The sequence below is a fragment of the Alloscardovia venturai genome, from assembly GCF_042676605.1.
Taxonomy (GTDB): Bacteria; Actinomycetota; Actinomycetes; order Actinomycetales; family Bifidobacteriaceae; genus Alloscardovia; species Alloscardovia venturai.
On sequence record NZ_JBHTHQ010000005.1, the window covers coordinates 1 to 18,556 of the forward strand.

Annotated in this window: 17 protein-coding genes; all 17 read right to left on the minus strand. The window is 47.5% G+C overall.

Annotated features, from left to right (window positions below; all coding sequences use genetic code 11):
- Positions 1-86 precede the first annotated feature (86 nt).
- The 17 genes from ACFQY8_RS00160 to rmuC all read right to left on the minus strand — a co-directional run bounded on the left by ACFQY8_RS00160 (position 87) and on the right by rmuC (position 18,525).
- Positions 87-1,745, minus strand: a complete 1,659-nt coding sequence (locus ACFQY8_RS00160) for a xylulokinase (RefSeq protein WP_377937462.1) — start codon at positions 1,743-1,745, stop codon at positions 87-89.
- Between the two features lie 105 nt (positions 1,746-1,850).
- Positions 1,851-2,942 (minus strand): LacI family DNA-binding transcriptional regulator, encoded by a 1,092-nt coding sequence (locus ACFQY8_RS00165; RefSeq protein WP_377937464.1) that lies wholly within the window; start codon positions 2,940-2,942, stop codon positions 1,851-1,853.
- 4 nt (positions 2,943-2,946) lie between these two features.
- Entirely contained in the window at positions 2,947-3,672 is a 726-nt protein-coding gene (locus ACFQY8_RS00170; RefSeq protein WP_377937466.1) for a ribonuclease HII, read from the minus strand.
- Positions 3,672-4,379, minus strand: coding sequence for a signal peptidase I (lepB, locus tag ACFQY8_RS00175; RefSeq protein ID WP_377937468.1), 708 nt, complete (start codon positions 4,377-4,379; stop codon positions 3,672-3,674). Before lepB ends, ACFQY8_RS00170 begins: the two co-directional genes overlap by 1 nt.
- Positions 4,380-4,561: 182 nt before the next feature.
- The gene (gene rplS / locus ACFQY8_RS00180; RefSeq protein ID WP_377937470.1) at positions 4,562-4,927 is read right to left on the minus strand and encodes a 50S ribosomal protein L19; all 366 of its coding nucleotides are present in this window, start codon (positions 4,925-4,927) and stop codon (positions 4,562-4,564) included.
- 340 nt (positions 4,928-5,267) lie between these two features.
- Positions 5,268-6,857 carry an NAD(P)/FAD-dependent oxidoreductase gene (locus ACFQY8_RS00185; protein ID WP_377937471.1) on the minus strand — a complete coding sequence of 530 codons (1,590 nt, stop codon included), beginning with the start codon at positions 6,855-6,857 and terminating at the stop codon, positions 5,268-5,270.
- A 142-nt stretch (positions 6,858-6,999) separates the two neighbouring features.
- Positions 7,000-7,311, minus strand: coding sequence for a DUF2469 domain-containing protein (locus tag ACFQY8_RS00190; RefSeq protein WP_377937473.1), 312 nt, complete (start codon positions 7,309-7,311; stop codon positions 7,000-7,002).
- A 39-nt stretch (positions 7,312-7,350) separates the two neighbouring features.
- Positions 7,351-8,487: a GNAT family N-acetyltransferase gene (locus ACFQY8_RS00195; RefSeq protein ID WP_377937475.1), complete on the minus strand. Its 1,137-nt coding sequence runs from the start codon at positions 8,485-8,487 to the stop codon at positions 7,351-7,353.
- A gap of 45 nt (positions 8,488-8,532) precedes the next feature.
- Positions 8,533-10,029: an Asp-tRNA(Asn)/Glu-tRNA(Gln) amidotransferase subunit GatB gene (gene gatB, locus ACFQY8_RS00200; RefSeq protein ID WP_377937477.1), complete on the minus strand. Its 1,497-nt coding sequence runs from the start codon at positions 10,027-10,029 to the stop codon at positions 8,533-8,535.
- Between the two features lie 40 nt (positions 10,030-10,069).
- Positions 10,070-11,602, minus strand: a complete 1,533-nt coding sequence (gene gatA, locus ACFQY8_RS00205; protein WP_377937479.1) for an Asp-tRNA(Asn)/Glu-tRNA(Gln) amidotransferase subunit GatA — start codon at positions 11,600-11,602, stop codon at positions 10,070-10,072.
- Between the two features lie 3 nt (positions 11,603-11,605).
- Positions 11,606-11,899: an Asp-tRNA(Asn)/Glu-tRNA(Gln) amidotransferase subunit GatC gene (gene gatC, locus ACFQY8_RS00210; RefSeq protein ID WP_377937481.1), complete on the minus strand. Its 294-nt coding sequence runs from the start codon at positions 11,897-11,899 to the stop codon at positions 11,606-11,608.
- 33 nt (positions 11,900-11,932) lie between these two features.
- Positions 11,933-14,224: a hypothetical protein gene (locus ACFQY8_RS00215; RefSeq protein WP_377937482.1), complete on the minus strand. Its 2,292-nt coding sequence runs from the start codon at positions 14,222-14,224 to the stop codon at positions 11,933-11,935.
- A 103-nt stretch (positions 14,225-14,327) separates the two neighbouring features.
- Complete coding sequence (locus tag ACFQY8_RS00220) at positions 14,328-15,047, minus strand: ATP-binding cassette domain-containing protein (RefSeq protein WP_377937563.1); 720 nt, start codon at positions 15,045-15,047, stop codon at positions 14,328-14,330.
- Between the two features lie 15 nt (positions 15,048-15,062).
- Positions 15,063-15,368 (minus strand): hypothetical protein, encoded by a 306-nt coding sequence (locus ACFQY8_RS00225; protein ID WP_377937484.1) that lies wholly within the window; start codon positions 15,366-15,368, stop codon positions 15,063-15,065.
- Positions 15,369-15,536: 168 nt separating this feature from the next.
- The gene (locus ACFQY8_RS00230; protein WP_377937486.1) at positions 15,537-16,235 is read right to left on the minus strand and encodes a TrmH family RNA methyltransferase; all 699 of its coding nucleotides are present in this window, start codon (positions 16,233-16,235) and stop codon (positions 15,537-15,539) included.
- Positions 16,235-17,092, minus strand: coding sequence for a hypothetical protein (locus tag ACFQY8_RS00235; protein ID WP_377937488.1), 858 nt, complete (start codon positions 17,090-17,092; stop codon positions 16,235-16,237). Before ACFQY8_RS00235 ends, ACFQY8_RS00230 begins: the two co-directional genes overlap by 1 nt.
- Before the next feature lie 53 nt (positions 17,093-17,145).
- Entirely contained in the window at positions 17,146-18,525 is a 1,380-nt protein-coding gene (gene rmuC / locus ACFQY8_RS00240) for a DNA recombination protein RmuC (RefSeq protein ID WP_377937490.1), read from the minus strand.
- Positions 18,526-18,556 lie beyond the last annotated feature (31 nt).

Consider the following 18,556-nt stretch of genomic DNA (forward strand, 5'->3'; position numbering starts at 1 on the left):
CCTGCTTCACCTCAGCGAGCGTCTCCTGCGAAAAATCAGACAACGACACCATAACACACCAAACCTTTCTTTGAGATAGTGAAATATTATTTGGATTCAAGACTAATAGTTTCTACTGCCACCTTCTCCATCGGCAGACCTGCTTTAAACCGAGCGAAGAAGTCTTCAAAGCCTTCGACGTCGTCAGCACGTGGATTCTCAGTAGTGTACTGAGCACCGGCAAATACTGTCTTATCAAGGTAGTCGTCAAGTGCGGTACTCGCATGAGCTGTGTAGTCAGCAAGCACTGCCATACCCCATGCACCGCCTTCTGCAGCTGTGCTCATCACGCGAATAGGAGTATTAAACGCTGCAGCCAAAATTCGCTGAGCGACAACCGGCGTGGTAAAGATGCCGCCATGCCCGACGAGGGAATCCACACGTACTCCCTCATCCTTAGTCATAACGTCCATACCCACCTTCACTGGCGAGAATGCAGAGAAGAGCTGCGCACGCATAAAGTTGCCCAAAGTCATACGAGACTGAGGACCGCGTGCAAAGAGTGGGCGTCCCTGCTCAAGCCCTACAAGGAACTCACCAGAATAGAAACAATAATTCAGTAATCCACCTGCATTAGAGTCAACGGATCCATCATCAGCAATTGCCACGTTAAAGAGGGTAGAGAAAATCTGCCCATCAGTAAGCTCAACCCCCGAAGCTGCCGCAAATTGACGGAATAACCCCACCCACGCATTGAGGTCAGAAGTGAAATTATTCGCGTGCGACATACCAGCTAAGTCGCCAGCCGGCGTGGTTACAACATCTACCTCAGGATGCAAACCTTTGAGCTTATCTTCAAGGACCACCATAGCGAATATTGATGTGCCCGCAGAGACATTACCTGTACGCACTCGTACGGAATTTGTCGCAACCATACCGGTTCCAGCATCACCTTCTGGTGGAGCAAGCACTGCACCTGGTCGCAAGGTACCAGTTGGGTCGAGAAGCTTTGCGCCACGTTCAGTGAGCTCTCCCGCATTCTGCCCTGCCACAAGGACGTGAGGCAAAATCTGGCGAATCTTCCATGGCTGAGCCGCCACATTATCCAGCTGTTCAAACTGCGTAAGGTATGCCTCATCATAATTTCGAGTATGCGGATCTATAGGGAACATACCCGAAGCGTCACCAACTCCCAGAACCTTCTCACCCGTAAGCTGCCAATGGACGTATCCTGACAGAGTTGTCATAAAGTCAATGTCTGACACATGCGCTTCACGGTTCAAAATTGCTTGATAGAGATGCGCGATAGACCAACGCTCAGGGATATTGAACTGGAAAAGCTTACTTAACTCTTCATGTGCCTGATGAGTATTCGTATTCCGCCATGTCCTAAATGGGACAAGAAGATTGCCGTCTTTATCAAAAGCTAGATAACCATGCATCATAGCAGAGAAACCCATGCGAGCGATATGCGTCAGCGTAACACCGTACATATCACGCACTTGTGCAGCTAAACGCGCATAGGCATCTTGCACGCCGCTCCACACTTCTTCAAGAGAGTACGTCCACAAACCATTATCGAGGTGATTTTCCCATTCATGATCTCCCGAAGCGAGTGTCTGGTACTTTTCATCGATGAGAATTGCTTTGATACGGGTAGAGCCAAACTCCACCCCTAAAGAAATTTGACCCTTTTCTATAGCATTCTTTGCTTCGATACTGCTAATCATCTTGCCTCGCTTCATTGAGTGGTCAGTAACACACATTTATAAGCTACTTTGCTTACGAATGTGAACGTTCACATTTTCTTACATATACGATAATACACCGCAAAACACCGCTACGCAAAATTAATAAGTAATCTGTACTCGTTACAATGACTCGCGCACAATAAGTCGTGGCTTAATAATCTGCGCACGAGGAGTATCTTCGGCAATTTGTACTGCGTCAGCCACCTCACTGGTATCTGAACCATTCGTATATCCCAGCATATCGAGAACCATTCGCATCGCGCTCGATCCTACTTCGGTGTAATTCGGATCCACCGTCGTCAGTGAAGGCACAAGGCTTTCCGTTGCTTGCATGTTGTCATAGCCCACTATTGTCATATCACGCGGTGCGTAAAGGCCATTCTCATAGAACGCCCGCAATGCACCGACTGCGAGCGCATCGTTAACCGCCCAAATGGCGCTTTTCGCAAAACGTGCCTTACCATGATGTCGTATGTATGTCGTCACACGGTCATATGCGGCGTTACTTGCCCAGTCATTGACATCAATAACGCTAAATTCCATATCATATGCAGCACATGCGCGCCTTGCAGCATTCTCTCGCAACACGGCATCGCGCCACTGATGCGGCCCGGAGAGAAAGTAGACGGTCTTTGTACCACGCTTTACCATTCGTTGTGCGATATCTCGAGAGACACCATCAACATCAGTAAATACGAATTTTACCTTCTGTTCGTCGAAAGTACGTGTATCGATTGACTGGAGTCCTTCCTGCGCCGTAACGATAACGAGCGGAATATGTGGAGAATTTTCTAGTGCAAGAGTCAAAATCGCTTCTGTAGGTGCGACGATGATAATTGCTTCCACACCCAAACGTGTAAAACTTTCTGTGACTTCATTAAAGTCAAGCGGCGTAAGTTTATTTTCATCAAGAGTAGCGAGAGACACAAAAAGACCGTGCTCACGCGCCATACTTTCAAGAGATCCTAGCGTCAGCAACGGCCCTGAAAAATTTATTTGAGAGGCGATGACACCGATGGTACGAGTACGCTGAGTTTTCAACGCTTTTGCTGACCATGACGGATGGTAATGAAGCCTGTCAATTGCCTCAAGTACCTTCTGTCGTGTCTTGTCGCGGACCGGGCCAGACTTGTTAATCACACGAGAAACAGTCTGATAAGAAACTCCTGCTGCCTGTGCCACATCGACAATCGAAACTTGTCGCTCACTCATATAATTACACTAACTTCCAACTTATCCGATGATACGGTGTGACCCCATATCTTTTTATAGCTTCTCTATGCGCAGCAGAGCCGTATCCCTTATTTTTTGCCCACTCATAGGCTTCCCATTCGCGATGTTGCTCGGCAAGTTCTTTCATGTAATGATCTCTGCACACCTTTGCATACACAGAGGCGGCCGCCACACTTGCACACTTCTGATCGCCTTTGATGAGAGTATATATACGCGGGACTACAGGCATATCCACAGCGTCGAGCGAACCGATGACTGGAGTTATATAGTCGTGCGGTCCATCCAAAATAACTGCAACTTTTGATCGCTGTGTAAAACTTTCTGGAAATAATGTATGAAGTTGATTCTCTACCTCAGCGATAGCTTTGAGTGCAGCAAGTCCAAGGCAGCGACCTATCCCCCACGTATCAATATTGTGATTTGTGCATGACCCCGTACCGACAGCACTCGCCCACACTTGTATAGGTTCGATAAGAGCTTCACGTTTACGTTCCGTAAGGAGTTTGGAATCTTTCAAGCCTTCCGGGATAGTATCTGTCCCCACAAGAGCCGCCGAAAATGCAGCAGCACCTAAAGTCACCGGCCCGGCGAGACATCCACGCCCCACCTCGTCAAGTCCGATAATCCATTCGCCGCCTTCATCCACAATAGATGATTCTACTTCCCACGTAGGAAGGGTTGCCGTCGAACTGGTATGTGCATGCGTCATTACATGCCAACCTTTTCAAAAGCTGCGCGGCCATTACCCAGTCCATGCCATTGACTGATAGGCCAAAATACCGCCAAACCAACGCCCGTTACGGAACTTATTCTGACACAACCAGAATTACCATCATCGAAATGATAGCGGGAATCAGCGGAATTAGAACGGTTATCCCCCATGACGAAAATACTATTCTCAGGGACAGTAACCGAGAAAGCTTGGGTAGATGGCTCTACACCTCGCTTAATATAGCTTGTCTCATCTATCGCTTTACCGTTAACGGTGACTGGCGCACCATTGCCCTTCGAAGCCACAACATCGCCCGGCATGCCAATAAGACGTTTCACAAGGTACTGTTTATTCCCGCCAAAACCAAGTGTGTGAGATGCCGAACCCGACTCTAAGGTCGCGCTAGCACTTGACGAGCCAAGCCAGCCGGCATCATCAGAAAATACAACGACATCCCCACGTTTTAAAGTATCACGATTGATTCCCACATTACGTGTGACAATGCGCGATCCGATGGCAAGGGTGTCTTCCATCGAGCCAGAGGGGATAACGAACAGACCAAATACGAAGAAACGCAAGATGAGCATAATACTCAATGGCAGTACAAAATAAAGAGCAACATCTGTAAATCCTGCCACACGCTCATCATGCTTACTGAGTAACTTTGTACCCGTACTATGCTCTGGCTTATTCGTACTGCTCACCTCACGCTATCTTGACGTCGTATGCCGTGTAAAAGACTCGACTCTTACCATTGCCACAATTAACGACGCAATTAAAGAAGAATTTTCAATAAAAACCCGAGACGTCCTCTCAAGTTTCTTGTAAATTCTCAACGAGAACTTCTATAAAACTCTAAGAAACGCCTCGGGTACAAAGCAAAGCTTTAGTTGTTTGCAGAGTTGTCGCGACGCTCGGCAATACGTGCTGCCTTACCGCGCAGGTTACGCAAGTAGTAAAGCTTTGCACGGCGTACCTTACCCATACGTACTAATTCGATGGAATCAATGGATGGGGAATGTACTGGGAAGCGACGCTCTACACCGACACCGAAGGAAACCTTACGAACCATGAAGGTCTCGCGCAAACCAGTACCCTGGCGTGCGATAACTACACCCTGGAATGCCTGGATACGAGAGTTATTTCCTTCCTGAATCTTGACGTTTACCTTTACGGTATCGCCAGGACGGAACTGTGGAATAGAGTCCTCTGCCTTAAGCTGAGCAGCTTCAAATGCTTCAATAGCGTTCATGCTACACCTCAACGCCGCCACATATCAGCGTCAAAATAGGGGAAACATAACGTTTCCGATACGTATCTTTGTAGGTTTGCCTACAAAGGAGCCAGTCTGCTCAAACTCACGCGACCTGTTTAAATATAGCAACTCAAGCATGTCGCGCCTGAGACTAGACCTTAAGAGTGATTCATCTATGTGGCAATGCTTCACCCGACACATACAAATCTCTAGTATACAAGAAACACTGAAGAATCTCCATCATGGCATCAACTATGCCTGTAACAGTTTCTTCAGTGCTTCTCTACGCCGTGTCTGCCCCCGTTCTCACATTAACGACAAGCGCTTCGGCGATGACCTACTTCGATTCGTGATACGACTTTTCTGTGTTGACTTCCCAGACATTCTTCTTGTCTGCTCTGCCAGTCTTAATATTTTCTACAGCTTCAATCGCAGTAGCCATGGAATGGTCTTGGTTATTGTAATGGTGCTGACCATTACGACCGACACAGTACAAGTTGCCGAAGGAATCAAGCCACTCGGTCAGCTCACCAATGCGATCATACGTATCGAAGTATGCAGGGTAAGCCTTCTGAACCTTCTCGCGATGAGTGTCGAGAACGTCATCAGCGGATTCGATGATGCGCATGCGAATCATCTCAGCAATAGCAAGCTTACGCGCTTCATCGTCGGACATGTTCCAGAAATCATCGCCCTCTTCGCAGAAGTACTCCAGACCAATCCACACAGTATCATCCGGCTGAGCGACGAGGTATGGACTCCAGTTATTGAAGATTTGAATACGTCCCACCTTGTAACCAGGATCTTGTACATAAATCCAATTATCCGGAACAATAGGTGGATTACCCAACGTAGGTACGTCCGTCATGTTCTTCACACGAAGCTTCTTGACGAGAAGACCTACAGTGACAAAATCACGGAATGGAAGCCCCCGTGCTACTTCATTGACTTGGTCAGGAACGTCTACATCGCCAGCAACTGTCGCTGCTACCAAATCGTTTAATGGCATGGAGGAAATAAACTCATCTGCTTTTACATTGACGACACGACCGTCTTCAGCAGTATAGTCAAGGGACGAAATCTTACCGCCTTCAGAGTGAATCGCAGTAACGCGTGCACCAGTAATGACATGCACACCATGTGCTACGGAATTCTCTTCAACCGTCTCCCATAACTGACCAGGACCCAGCTTTGGATACCAGAATTCCTCAATCAGAGAGGTCTCTACCTTAGAGTTGTCCGACTTGTGACCTGGCATCATCTTCTTGATAGCATTTCCAAGGATGTTCCAGATGTTAAGTCCCTTGACACGCTGCGCTCCCCAATCAGCAGAAATCTGAGATGGGTGACGCCCCCACAACTTCTCGGTGTACCCTTCGAAGAACATCGAGTATAGCTTGCGACCGAAACGGTTGATGTAGAAGTTCTCTAAGTTATCTTCTGGCAACTTATGAATATTTGACCACAAGAAGCTAAAGCCTGCCTGCAGAGTCAAGATAGGACCCATAGCCTTCATAGTGTTTGGAGTAAGACTAATAGGATAGTCAAAGAAACGCTGATTCCAAAAGATGCGAGACATACGATGACGCTTGAGCATGACCTTGTCTGTCTGCTCTGGATCAGGACCACCAGGCTCTAAATCATGGTGGCGGCCAAGCTTTTTGTCGTCGTAGGAAGGCGCTCCTTGCAGCGGAAGCACGTCTTTCCACCACTGCATAATGCGATCATCTTTAGAGAAGAAACGATGTCCACCGATATCCATGCGGTTGCCGTTATACTTCACAGTGCGGGAGATACCGCCGAATTCATGACTTGCTTCCAAAACAGTGACATCGTAAGCGTTAGAACCGTCCTTTACGAGTTCCCACGCCGCGGTAAGACCTGCAGGGCCACCGCCAATAATCACTACAGATTTCTTATCTGTCACTTTTGCTCCTCGAAAGTATATAAATCTATCCAAGACTATCGTATGGCTTATAAATTTGAAGAAAGAATGAACTTATAACACAATTTTTCCTCAATTATTACGTCGGGTCTAGAGACCACAAGAACTTCGGCTCTATAAATCTCTATAAATCACGCGGAATCTCTATATCCGTCTTCTGTACCTCTTCTACATTTACGTCTTTGAACGTAACGATACGCACGTTTTTTACAAAACGGCTGGGACGATATATGTCCCACACCCACGCATCTGTGAGCTGTACGTCGAAATAGACATCTTGCCCAGCTTGGCGGACATTAAAATCTACACGGTTAGCAAGGTAAAATCGTCTCTCAGTCTCGACAACGTATGTGAAAAGTTTGATGACATCACGGTACTCTTTATACAGCGAAAGTTCCGCACTTGTTTCATAATTATCAAGGTCTTCAGCGCTCATAAAATCATGTGCTCCTACTCAACGACGTAAACTTAAAGCCTAGTGGCTATCTGGACCGCTTGACTTATTGCTTGCCTGTTGACGACGACGCCCAGCGCCAAGCGTACGCCACCATGGTTGATGCGCCGATTTTTTCTCCGCGCCAGCATCTGCTCCTTTGCGCCCTATATGCTCTTCTGGCAAGTCGGCTTCTTGTGCCATAGTCTCCGCTATCGTCTCAACATCAGGCATATCGACACCGGCGAGCTGGTCTTCTTCGTCAATCAATGTCTCGTTGCGAGATTCATCGTCGGCATATGGATCGTAGTTACCCGAAGTTTGCGACGCCTGCGAGCCGCGTACATCGGCAGATAAATCTGTTAGAGGCACTTCAATCTCTTCGCGAACGCGTTGTCTCACCTCCATAGTGTGCTCATACTGAGCGAGAGCTTCTTTTACACCAGGATTTTCCATAATGGCATGCAGCCCAAACGTTTCAAGAGACTGAATAGGATCAAACTCATCAACGAGGATATCAAAGACATGCTGGTCCTTATAGCGTTCCTCAAAAGGATTCCATAGAGCGTCACGTGATACACCAGTTTCAGTGAAACCTAAAGACTGATATACAGCAAGAGTACGGGAATTTGACGATGGCACACTCATCCAGATGCGATGTAAACCCAAACCTGCCGGCTTCGGAGCAAAAGCATATGTCATCACGCGTGGCATAACGTCACGTGTATATCCTCGGCCACGATAATTTTCGCCTAGCACGACTTGAATGCGCGCAGAAGAATTCCACGCATCGATGTCAACAAGGAAAACCATACCGATAAGCTGATCGTGTACTTTATCATCTTTATCGTTTTTATCACCATCGACCGCGCTGTCCTTGCTAGGGTCCATATTTTTCGCAAACATAGACCACGCGAGGACGCCACGCGCCTCAGCATCAAATTTCCCCTCGTCTCGAGTACGCTCGCCATTCTGCCACCGACGTGAGCGTTGCACTAAAGACGCCACTATAGAACGTTGTGCATCAGCAGTTTTCCCATACGTGTCAACAGAACGTGAGAAGGCACCCAAGCTGTCAAGCTTCTCACCTTCATCCGCAGTAGCGGCTCGAAGTATGACCATCTCGCCTTGAATCTGCGGAATTTCAATATTCTCAGTGAGTGTACGCTCGTCAGCCATGGATGCCTCCTTGTGCGTGCGTGATGCGTTACTTACTTAGCAATACTACTTAATCTTACTCATCACGATCCCTGTCACGGTCTTTGCGTCTGCTTGGCCGCGAGTTGCCTTCATAACAGCACCAATGATAGCGCCAATTGGCTTCATATTGCCACTCTTAAGTTTCTCCACGATATCTGGGTTCGCAGCAAGTGCCTTGTCTACCTCTGCTTCCAACGCACCAGTATCTTGCACTACTTCGAAACCATGCTTTTCCACGACTTCGTCTGGAGTACCCTCGCCAGCAAGTACGCCTGCTACAGTCTGCTTTGCAAGCTTGTCGTTGAGCTTGCCTTGCGTGATAAGCTCCTCCACACGAGCCACATCGGCTGGTGTGATGCCTAGCTCTTCAAGGCTCTTTTCAGACTCGTTCGCGACGCGGGAAATCTCGCCCATCCACCACTTACGCGCACCAGCGGCCGTTGCGCCGGCTTTCACTGTTTCTTCCACGAGGTCGAGTGCAGAGGCATTGACAATATCTCGCATATCGTTATCTGATAAGCCCCACTGCGCCTGCAAACGATTGCGACGTTCACGTGGCATCTCTGGCATCTGAGCTTTAAGCTCTTCAACATGCTCTTTGGTGGTATGTACCATGACCAAGTCAGGGTCCGGGAAGTAACGATAGTCATCTGCATCAGTCTTGACTCGACCGCCAGCGGTAGTCTGAGAAGCCTCATCCCAGTGGCGAGTTTCCTGAAGAACTTCACCACCTGCATCAAGCAATGCTGCCTGACGACGAATTTCATAAATAATAGTTCGCTCAATGCCGCGGAAGGAGTTCACGTTCTTCGTTTCTGAACGAGTGCCAAGTGGCGCATCAGCTGACGGGCGCAAGGATACATTCACATCTGCGCGCATATTTCCTTGCTCCATGCGAGCGTTGGAGATATCAAGAGCGCGAACAATGTCACGAATTGTGCGAACGTATGCACCGGCAACTTCTGCAGCTTTTGCACCCGCTCCTGTAATTGGTTTGGTAACGATTTCTACCAATGGCACGCCAGCGCGATTGTAGTCAACGAGAGAATGATCTGCTCCCTCGATACGACCGTCAGCACCACCCACATGAGTATTCTTGCCTGCATCGTCCTCTACATGCGCGCGTTCGATTGGCACGCGGAACGTAGAACCATCCTCAAGCTCCACATCCAGATAACCCTCGCCGTTAAGTGGCTTATCGTATTGGGAAATCTGATAGTCACGAGGCATATCTGGGTAGAAGTAGTTCTTACGAGCGAACTGGCTCCACTCAGCAATGTCGCAATGCAAGGCAAGGCCTAGCTTGATTGCATAGTCGATAGCTTCCTTGTTTACTACCGGCAAAGAGCCAGGAAGCCCCAAGGACACTGGGGTGAGTTGCGTGTTTGGCTCACCGCCAAAGGAGACTTCTGCTGGGCAGAAGAGCTTGGTCTTCGTGTTGAGCTCTACGTGGACTTCAAGGCCGATAACTGGGTCGTACTTCTCTACAGCTTCGGCGAACTTCATTAACTTTTCAGCCATTATGCTTTTCCTTTTATCTGTTCTCGTATGTCGCCTATGCCTACTCGCCAAGCCATGGAGTGCTCAGGGACTGCCATACGGGACCGTTCCACTTATCTTCCAAAGCAGCTTCGAGTGCCGCAGCTGGCTTGTAGAGTACGTCATCATGCTGCTGGGGAGCGATGAACTGGAAACCTACAGGTAGGTTGGACTCATCAACACCTGCAGGAATCGAAATAGCAGGAACACCAGCGAGATTTGCAGGAATAGTTGCAATATCGCCGAGATACATAGCAAGTGGATCGCCGGACTTCTCGCCAAAATTGAATGCTGTCGTTGGAGAAGTTGGGGATACGAGAACATCAACCTGTTCGAAGGCTTTGTTAAAGTCCTCAATGATGAGGGTACGCACCTTTTGCGCAGAACCATACCACGCATCATAGTAGCCAGCAGACAGCGCATACGTACCAAGGATGATACGACGCTTTACTTCGTCGCCGAATCCTGCTTCACGGGTATATGCCATCATATTTGCGGCAGTTGCTGGAACACCCTCAGGTGGCATCACGCGCAAACCATAACGCATGCCATCGTAGCGAGCAAGGTTAGAAGATACTTCAGAAGGCATAATGATGTAGTAAGCACCGAGAGCATACTTCAAGTTTGGAAGGGATACTTCCACTACTTCAGCACCCATAGCCTTAAGCTCTTCTACAGACTCATTGAAACGTGCGGTAACACCTTCTTGGAAACCGTCGCCAGACAGTTCCTTAATGAGTCCGACCTTCATGCCTTTCAAATCGCGCTTGTGCCCTTCACGAGCCGCAGCAACCATCGCAGGAGCAGGAGAAGGAATAGAAGTAGAATCTTTTGGATCATGACCGCCGATTGTCTCCTGAAGCAATGCAGAATCGAGAACTGTACGCGATACGGGACCAATCTGATCAAGAGAAGAAGCCATTGCGATAGCACCAAAACGAGAAACACCACCGTACGTTGGCTTTGTGCCGACCGTACCGGTCAAAGCACCCGGCTGACGGATGGAACCACCAGTATCAGTACCGAGTGCAAGAGGAGCTTCAAAAGCACCAACTGCTGCCGCAGAGCCACCGCCAGAACCACCTGGTACACGCTGCGTATCCCAAGGATTCTTGGTAGTGCCGTATGCAGAGTGTTCGGTAGAGGAACCTTGCGCAAACTCATCAAGGTTAGTCTTGCCGAGAATCGGCATACCTGCTTCCTTGAGCTTAGTCACGACCGTTGCATCGTATGGAGGAATCCAGCCTTCAAGAATCTTAGATGCTGCCGTGGTCTCGATGCCCTTTGTCACAATCATGTCCTTGACTGCGATAGGCACACCGGCTAATGGCGCAAGCTCTTCACCTGCTGCACGCCTTGCATCAGCAGCATCTGCTTGACTGCGTGCTTCATCTGCACTTACTTTCAAGAAAGCATTGATATGCGGCTCTGCGCTTTCGATGACATCAAGATGAGCATCGACAAGTTCACGGGAGCTAATTTCACCAGACTTGAACTCCTCAGCCATCTGGGAAGCGGAGAGCTTAACAATTTCGTTTCGAGTATTTTTATCCATTGCTTAGTCCCCCAAAATCTGTGGAGCTACGAACATGCCAGACTCGGATACAGGAGCTCCAGAGAGAGCTTCTTCCTGAGTGAGTGGCGTAGCAGGAACATCTGGACGCAAATATGCCTCAAGAGGGACCGGGTTAGCAGTTGGCTTGATATCCTCGCCAGCTACTTCCTGCACCTGCGCAATAGCATCTGCGATTACATTCAATTCGCCTTGAAGACGAGTGATTTCTTGCGGACTCAGAGCAATCTGGGCAAGCTCACCCAAGTGCTCAATTTCTTCTGGTGTAAATGTTGGCATAATGCCCAATGTTAGAGCCTTTACGAGACACTTTCACTCCACAACGAGGCAATGCAGCTCACGAACTATAGAGAGGAGTGGAGCAATAATTCCTACACCTGTAATGCTCCATGCAGTCCCGCGAGAAACTGAGATGCCGCGTGACATTATGATAGGTATATAGTCAAGCGATGCCAGATGTCCTAGCACTACCGCACATATAATCACGCACATAAATGGAACTACAAGTGGCATAATCATTAGGAATCGACTCCACGGTCCTACACCTTGTGCACGAGCAAATAGACGCACCTGTCTTTGCTCAGACCTCCACGCCGTAAGCGACACCACATATGCTATCAAAGTCACCATGATTGCAGCAAGGATACGCGCAGACGCATTGGTTTGCATATCTCTAAACTCAGCAGAATCAGATTCCTGTAGCAGCGTGTACGGCGCCTGAATAAGTATGAGCGAGCGTAACGCGTTAATCTCTTCAGACGGATAGTTGTAAATATGAGGAATATACACATCCGCTACGCTTGAAGTGTGAAGCCCTAGTTCTTTATACGCTGGACCATTTTCAGCGACTACCATACTTCTGAGAAAATCGTATTTAAGCGTTTTCGACGGTCTTATCCCATGAGCCAGCATATGGTTCCCTACTGTATATACTCCTGCATTATTCACAAGAACTATGACATGCGACGTACCATCTTTTACTGTCTCCGGCGGCGCACTATCTGCCAGCGTTTCTGCTGCGGTTCCGTTCTTTGCAATAACGACTGATGTCAGTATGTTAAAATCACACATATCAAAACGTGTATGCTCCCTCATTGCATTATTCACACATTCTACTTCTTTATCACTGTCCGAGATTACCCGTACCTGACCGAGCGATTCATCTGGCTTATAAAACACATCCGCAGAGTGCATTACGTCTGGGAACTTTTTATCAAGTTGCTTTATTGTATCCTCTGAAATATCTTTCGCAGAGATATAGCCATCACTGTCTGGGGCGAGGCCACGAATACCATTGATACTATAACTAGTGAAGCTCATGTACATGCTTGCGTAAAAACATACGATGAACGTAAGTACGAGACTAAAGTACCTTACCCAAATGGTTTTCCTAGACAAACCCTGAAGCGTCTTGTACTGATGCAGTGATAATGCTATAACGCCAAGCACACATGCCGAGACACTCACCGAGCCGACGAGCATCGCAGCATAATGCCCATTCCTGAGAATAAGTATCTGTCTGAGAGCAACTAAAACAAGTGTCACAAGCGTGCCTATGGTTCCCCATATTATCCACGCCGCAACGTGTGATATGCCGCTTGAACTCTTGCATTTCAACTTCCTTACGTATGCTACTGCACTCTCACTTATATAAACAACAATCGTCAGAGCGATACTTGTCCCCAGCCCAAAACTCACCATGTAGCTTACATCGATACTGTCCCACACATGGTCAAAAAGTTCTCCTATTTGTCTAAACCAAACCGCCATAACGCTGCAGCCAATTCCAGCTCCACAGGCGGAGGCGATAAGGGTAAGTACAGTATCTGAAAGTGCAACAGTATGGGCAGCAATGCCCACAGTGTCCCCCAGATGTATAAGTAAGTCTCTTCGCTCTTGCAATCTTCTACGATCTGCAAAAATAAACGCTACGATGAGCATAAATACTAACATGAACGCGCTATACTGTACGAATTTTAACGTTTTTAATGAGCTTCCAGAAGCTGCATCGACTACTTGACGTAGGTAGCCTGTCGAAGATGCCCAACTCATACTTCCGTCTGATCCATAAGGTTCTACAGATTTGAGATTATCATTTATAAGCCATACATTCGCCTGATGTCCATCAAAGTAGCGCGGAAGATTGACTACAGCTAAATTCTCGCTTGCATGAGCAGCATTAATACTGATTCCAGAAACTATAACTTTATACTTTTCACCGTCACTTGTACGGAGAGAAATTTTATCTCTAGGTCTTACATGTAAGATATTTGCGGCATGTGCGCTTACAGTAACTTCGCCAGATTGATGAGGGTACCTTCCTTGTATGATACGTTCCTTGCGCGCATTGGCTGACACATATACTACGTTGAGTTGTAATGCACGCTGATGCGAAGCACTTATTAATGTGGCTTGATCGTGAGTCACTGCGACAGCACGATGATTTTTTTGTTCCCGCGTAAGGACACTTATGACTTGCGAATTTTGTACAGCAACTTGACTGTCATAGCATCCAAAAGATGACTGCGCGCTTGATTCTATCGTATTGAAATATGTATGGAACAAGGTACTTACCATGACAACTATCAAGCTTGCCATTGCCATAAAGAACACCACGCTTATAGAACGTGCACGACTATAGGACACGTACTTTAAAGCATATGACCGGTGATGTCTGCCATACATGACAATGTCCTCCTTAGAAAAGCTATGCGACAGAATTTATGCGGAAGTTATCAATGACACACTGTTCATCTACTTCCTCCGCTAGAAGCGGATCATGAGTCGCCACAAGAACCGTTATTGACCTCTCATGAGCAACTTTGCGTAAGAGTTCACCAATTTTTAATGTGTTCTCTTTGTCTAGTGCACCAGTAGGCTCGTCTGCAAGAAGAATTGGAACCTGGCTCGCTAAAGCACGAGCAATACACACTCTCTGCTGCTCTCCACCTGAGAGTAATCTCACCGGAGTATCCTTCAAATTCCCAATACCCACAAGGTCAAGAAGATGATGCGCATTTTCTTTTTCCTCTAATGAAGTTTTAGTTCCAAGGATTTCGCGAGAGAGCAGGATGTTTTCTCCAGCTGTCATATAGGGAACGAGCAGATAGTCTTGATAAATCCTGCTGATAATGTGAGAACGTACATATTGTGGTTTTAATGTATGACTATCCCTATCGTCGAAGAGAATCGTTCCCTCGGATGGTTCCAAATCATTCGAAAGTAACTTGAAAAGTGTAGTCTTTCCTGTACCGCTTGGACCCATAATCGAATAAACTCTGTCGGACCCAAATGTGAAATTTACGTTCTCAAATATTTTTCTTTCGCGCGATGCAGATACATAGGAAAACGACAAATTACGCAACACAATTTTCATCTCTACCCCCTTTACTACCCCATTTAGGGCGGCTTGCACGACATGTATCATCCAAGCCGCCAAGTTTTACCTCACACCGTAATCAATTCTCGCTGCACGTGGAAAACCTGGATATCCACTAACCCATGGCGTGGAGTCATGGTCCTTATTGTAGTCGGTAAACCATGCAGAATGAGTATCAGGAGCAGCGGCTATGTCAAGAGTGCTACGGGCTTTAGTATCTCTATTCAGACTTACGCATCGCCCTCGAGCGACTGTATAGCCTACGCCACTGACCATTCGCGCAGAGCAATTACCGCCCAACGCGGATACACTCTGAGATGGAGTAAGAGCCATCAAACCCAACGAAACGATTGCACATATGAGAATCATAGGCAATAGCCTTCTCAATCTTTGACCATTCATCTTCACACCCTCGTGAAAGTTGTCTGTAGTTTACAGACACTTTTATTCTATCTGCAAAACCGTGAAGGTTCAAAGATTTATTGATAGTATCTCTTCTGGATATTCATTAATTTTCAGCCACAAGTCCTTTAATTCCTACCCAATACGCCCATGCTGCATGATCCACGTATGCATCGCCACAGCTGCCGCAGCACCCGCATTGAGAGAGCGCACTGAACCTGTCTGCGATATGTATACGACGTCGTCAACAAGCTCTAGCGCTTTTGTCGTCAGCCCTGGACCTTCAGCGCCAAAAATCATGATACAATTTTCCGGAAAATCGTATGTCTCAATCGGTACAGCCCCTGGCACAATGTCCAAAGCGATAATGCGAGGGCGAGGTGTACCGGCTTCGTCTGCTTGCTTGGTTATATTTTCCACGAATTCTTCAATACTCGCATGGTGATACACATGCTGGTAAAGCTCAGTCATGAGCGCACCTTTACGGTTCCACTTGCGTGGTCCGATGATGTGTACTGCATTCGCTGTAAAGGCATTTGCTGTACGCACGATAGAGCCAATATTGAAATCATGAGTCCAATTTTCAACGGCAACTTCAAAACCATAGCGACCTTTGTCGTCAAGGTCTTTTTTTATGGCTTCGACCGTCCAGTAGCGATAGCGGTCCATCACGTTGCGCTGGTCACCCTCATCAAGAAGTTGTTGATCATATCGGGAGTCCGTAGGCTTTGGCTCGCTAGGGTGCTCCTCATTCCACGGACCTACACCTATCTCGCGTAAGCCAGGATCGCCTGCTGCCATGACTCGTTTCGTAAAATCGCTCGGAGGAATCATTATGCCTGCAAGTCCTTATCGGAGAAAACGGGGATGAACGGAATCTGAGAGGAATTCTCCGTCACAGGATTGATGAGCTTGATAAACTGAGAAGACGGCGACGAGGTACTTTCTTGAGTATGATGATGGCCGCCACATTTACATACATGACCCTCTTCATCTGCATGGGTACACTGATGATGACCACTATGCTCCTCCCCATCATCACGGTGGTCACATTCTTTATCGTTATCGCCGTTATGCGGTAGCTCATCACCAAAGTGAGTATCCAAATCGGTCATATCCGCTGGACGCTTCTCTGCATAGTCTTCCACCAGTCCTGTACTTCCTATAAGAGAAGCAATCGCAAGGACTTGAGCACCCTCATTTTCTAGTACCGCAAAGTCGAGATTGAGCTCATTTCCGTGAGTAAGGGTCACGACAGACGAAGTTTGTACAAAGGACTTTTCAGATAGCCATGCATCGACGAGAATCACTCGCTTATCTTTTATAGATGGACCTTTCACGCTAGGAAAGACAAAATCCATGACAAATCCATCAAGTTCCTGCCCACGGGAAGCAGCCGCAGAAATCATAGATGTAACCAGCGGAATACCTGCTGTCGTCAGTGCACCTACCGCATCGAAGTCGTCAATGCTGAAACCAGCAGTTTCAAGGGCGTCAAGCATCGCATGACCTGCCAGAGCAGCACCATCGTGATGATATGTCACCCCTGTTAGCTCGTTAAACTGCTTATCAGCTACTTCGCTACGAAGTAGCTTTTCCAGTCGTTGCTTCGGCTCAAGCATGTCTTCAGGAAGATTCGCAATTTGCTCTCGAATATCAGCAGAACCCGTTGTCTTAAAGTCGTGTGCCATATCTGTTACCTTAGCGTGTACGTTCTACTCTGCACTTTCCTACTTTTGAATATCTATTCCTCATCCCAATTAGGAGATAGCTCAGGAGCTGTGATTTCGCGTATATCACTCTTCTTTTCATCCTCAAGAAGCTCAGGCTGAGTGAAATCTGCACCAGGCTCAAGCTTATTGAGTCTGCGAAGAGTTGGAGTGACTTGAGACTGCAAAGAGCCCACAAAAGCGTTATAACTCTGAACGGTTGACCCAATATGCTTACCTAGCTTTGCCGCATGCTCGCTCATCTTTGACAACCGCTTAAACATTTCACGCGACAAGTCGAAAAGCTGCTGCGCATCCTCACTGAGTGTCTGCTGCTGCCATGCAAATGTAACTGATTTGAGGACCGACCATAAAGTTACAGGAGAAGTCAAAGCGACTTGTTTGTTAAAGGCGTAATCTAAAATCGTCGGATCGACATCAAGTGCAGCTTGAAGTAAAGACTCATTGGGGATAAAAGCAATGACAAAATCAGGAGCCACACGGTCGCCGTTATTCTTCCAGTACTCGCGTTTACCTAACGTATCCACGTGTGCACGCAATGCCTTCGCATGAGCGCGTAAATGTTCGTCACGAATCTTGAGCTGATCTTCAGAAGCAGTATCAGGAATCTCACAGGCACGTTGATAGTCGGAGTACGGTACTTTTGCATCAATCGGGATATATTTTCCGTCAGGAAGCATGACAACCATATCAGGACGCTGCTGTCGCCCATCTTCATTCTCTACGTAATATTGAGTCTCGAAGTCGACATGCTCACGCAGGCCAGCTGATTCAACAATATTCTTGAGCTGTGCTTCGCCCCATGCACCGCGAACTTTATTATCACGGAGTACCATCGCAAGGTTTGTCGTCTCTCGATCGAGTTTTTGCTGCGCGCTGCCCAGTCCTTGAAGCTGCTCGTCGAGCTTACCCATCTCTTTCTTACGATTTTCTTCAATGTCCGCAACTTTTTGCTGAAGCATATCTAAGTTCTTTTGAACAGGGCTAAGCGCCTTCAAAATCTTGGACTCCTGAGCCATTGAATCTGCTTGCTCACGACGCTTAGCTTCCTCACGCTGAGCAGTCATTGCCTTCTCATGAGATATGCGTTCTTTCTCAGCTTGCTGGGCGAGTTGAAGCTGGTCTTGAGCAAAGAGTAGTTGCTCGTTAACTCCTTGAAGCTGCCCCTCCAGTTTTGCGTTCGCTTCTCGTTCCGATGCGAGCGCGCTGCGACCTTCCTCAAGCTGAGCAGTCAAATCAGTTCGAGCGGCGGTAAGTTCTTCAATCTGCTGCTGCATGTGCAGCATATCTATTGAGCTACCCGACATACTCTTATGCTTCTGCTGCGCATAGAGAAAGCCGAGAGCACCACCAACTACGATGCCAATGACGAGAGCAAGAATTGTTTCGAACATGTGTTCGATTCTAGCAGTCAGCATAGAAAGA

Excerpts from the sequence above, each read along its gene's own strand:
- ACFQY8_RS00235 (WP_377937488.1), bottom strand. The coding sequence starts at position 17,092 with ATGGCACACGACTTTAAGACAACGGGTTCTGCTGATATTCGAGAGCAA.
- ACFQY8_RS00230 (WP_377937486.1), bottom strand. The coding sequence starts at position 16,235 with ATGATTCCTCCGAGCGATTTTACGAAACGAGTCATGGCAGCAGGCGAT.
- ACFQY8_RS00170 (WP_377937466.1), bottom strand. The coding sequence starts at position 3,672 with ATGACGCATGCACATACCAGTTCGACGGCAACCCTTCCTACGTGGGAA.
- ACFQY8_RS00195 (WP_377937475.1), bottom strand. The coding sequence starts at position 8,487 with ATGGCTGACGAGCGTACACTCACTGAGAATATTGAAATTCCGCAGATT.
- ACFQY8_RS00225 (WP_377937484.1), bottom strand. The coding sequence starts at position 15,368 with ATGATTCTCATATGTGCAATCGTTTCGTTGGGTTTGATGGCTCTTACT.
- ACFQY8_RS00190 (WP_377937473.1), bottom strand. The coding sequence starts at position 7,311 with ATGAGCGCTGAAGACCTTGATAATTATGAAACAAGTGCGGAACTTTCG.
- gatC (WP_377937481.1), bottom strand. The coding sequence starts at position 11,899 with ATGCCAACATTTACACCAGAAGAAATTGAGCACTTGGGTGAGCTTGCC.
- ACFQY8_RS00165 (WP_377937464.1), bottom strand. The coding sequence starts at position 2,942 with ATGAGTGAGCGACAAGTTTCGATTGTCGATGTGGCACAGGCAGCAGGA.
- ACFQY8_RS00160 (WP_377937462.1), bottom strand. The coding sequence starts at position 1,745 with ATGTGTGTTACTGACCACTCAATGAAGCGAGGCAAGATGATTAGCAGT.
- gatB (WP_377937477.1), bottom strand. The coding sequence starts at position 10,029 with ATGGCTGAAAAGTTAATGAAGTTCGCCGAAGCTGTAGAGAAGTACGAC.
- rmuC (WP_377937490.1), bottom strand. The coding sequence starts at position 18,525 with ATGTTCGAAACAATTCTTGCTCTCGTCATTGGCATCGTAGTTGGTGGT.
- ACFQY8_RS00220 (WP_377937563.1), bottom strand. The coding sequence starts at position 15,047 with ATGATACATGTCGTGCAAGCCGCCCTAAATGGGGTAGTAAAGGGGGTA.
- rplS (WP_377937470.1), bottom strand. The coding sequence starts at position 4,927 with ATGAACGCTATTGAAGCATTTGAAGCTGCTCAGCTTAAGGCAGAGGAC.
- ACFQY8_RS00215 (WP_377937482.1), bottom strand. The coding sequence starts at position 14,224 with ATGGCAATGGCAAGCTTGATAGTTGTCATGGTAAGTACCTTGTTCCAT.
- gatA (WP_377937479.1), bottom strand. The coding sequence starts at position 11,602 with ATGGATAAAAATACTCGAAACGAAATTGTTAAGCTCTCCGCTTCCCAG.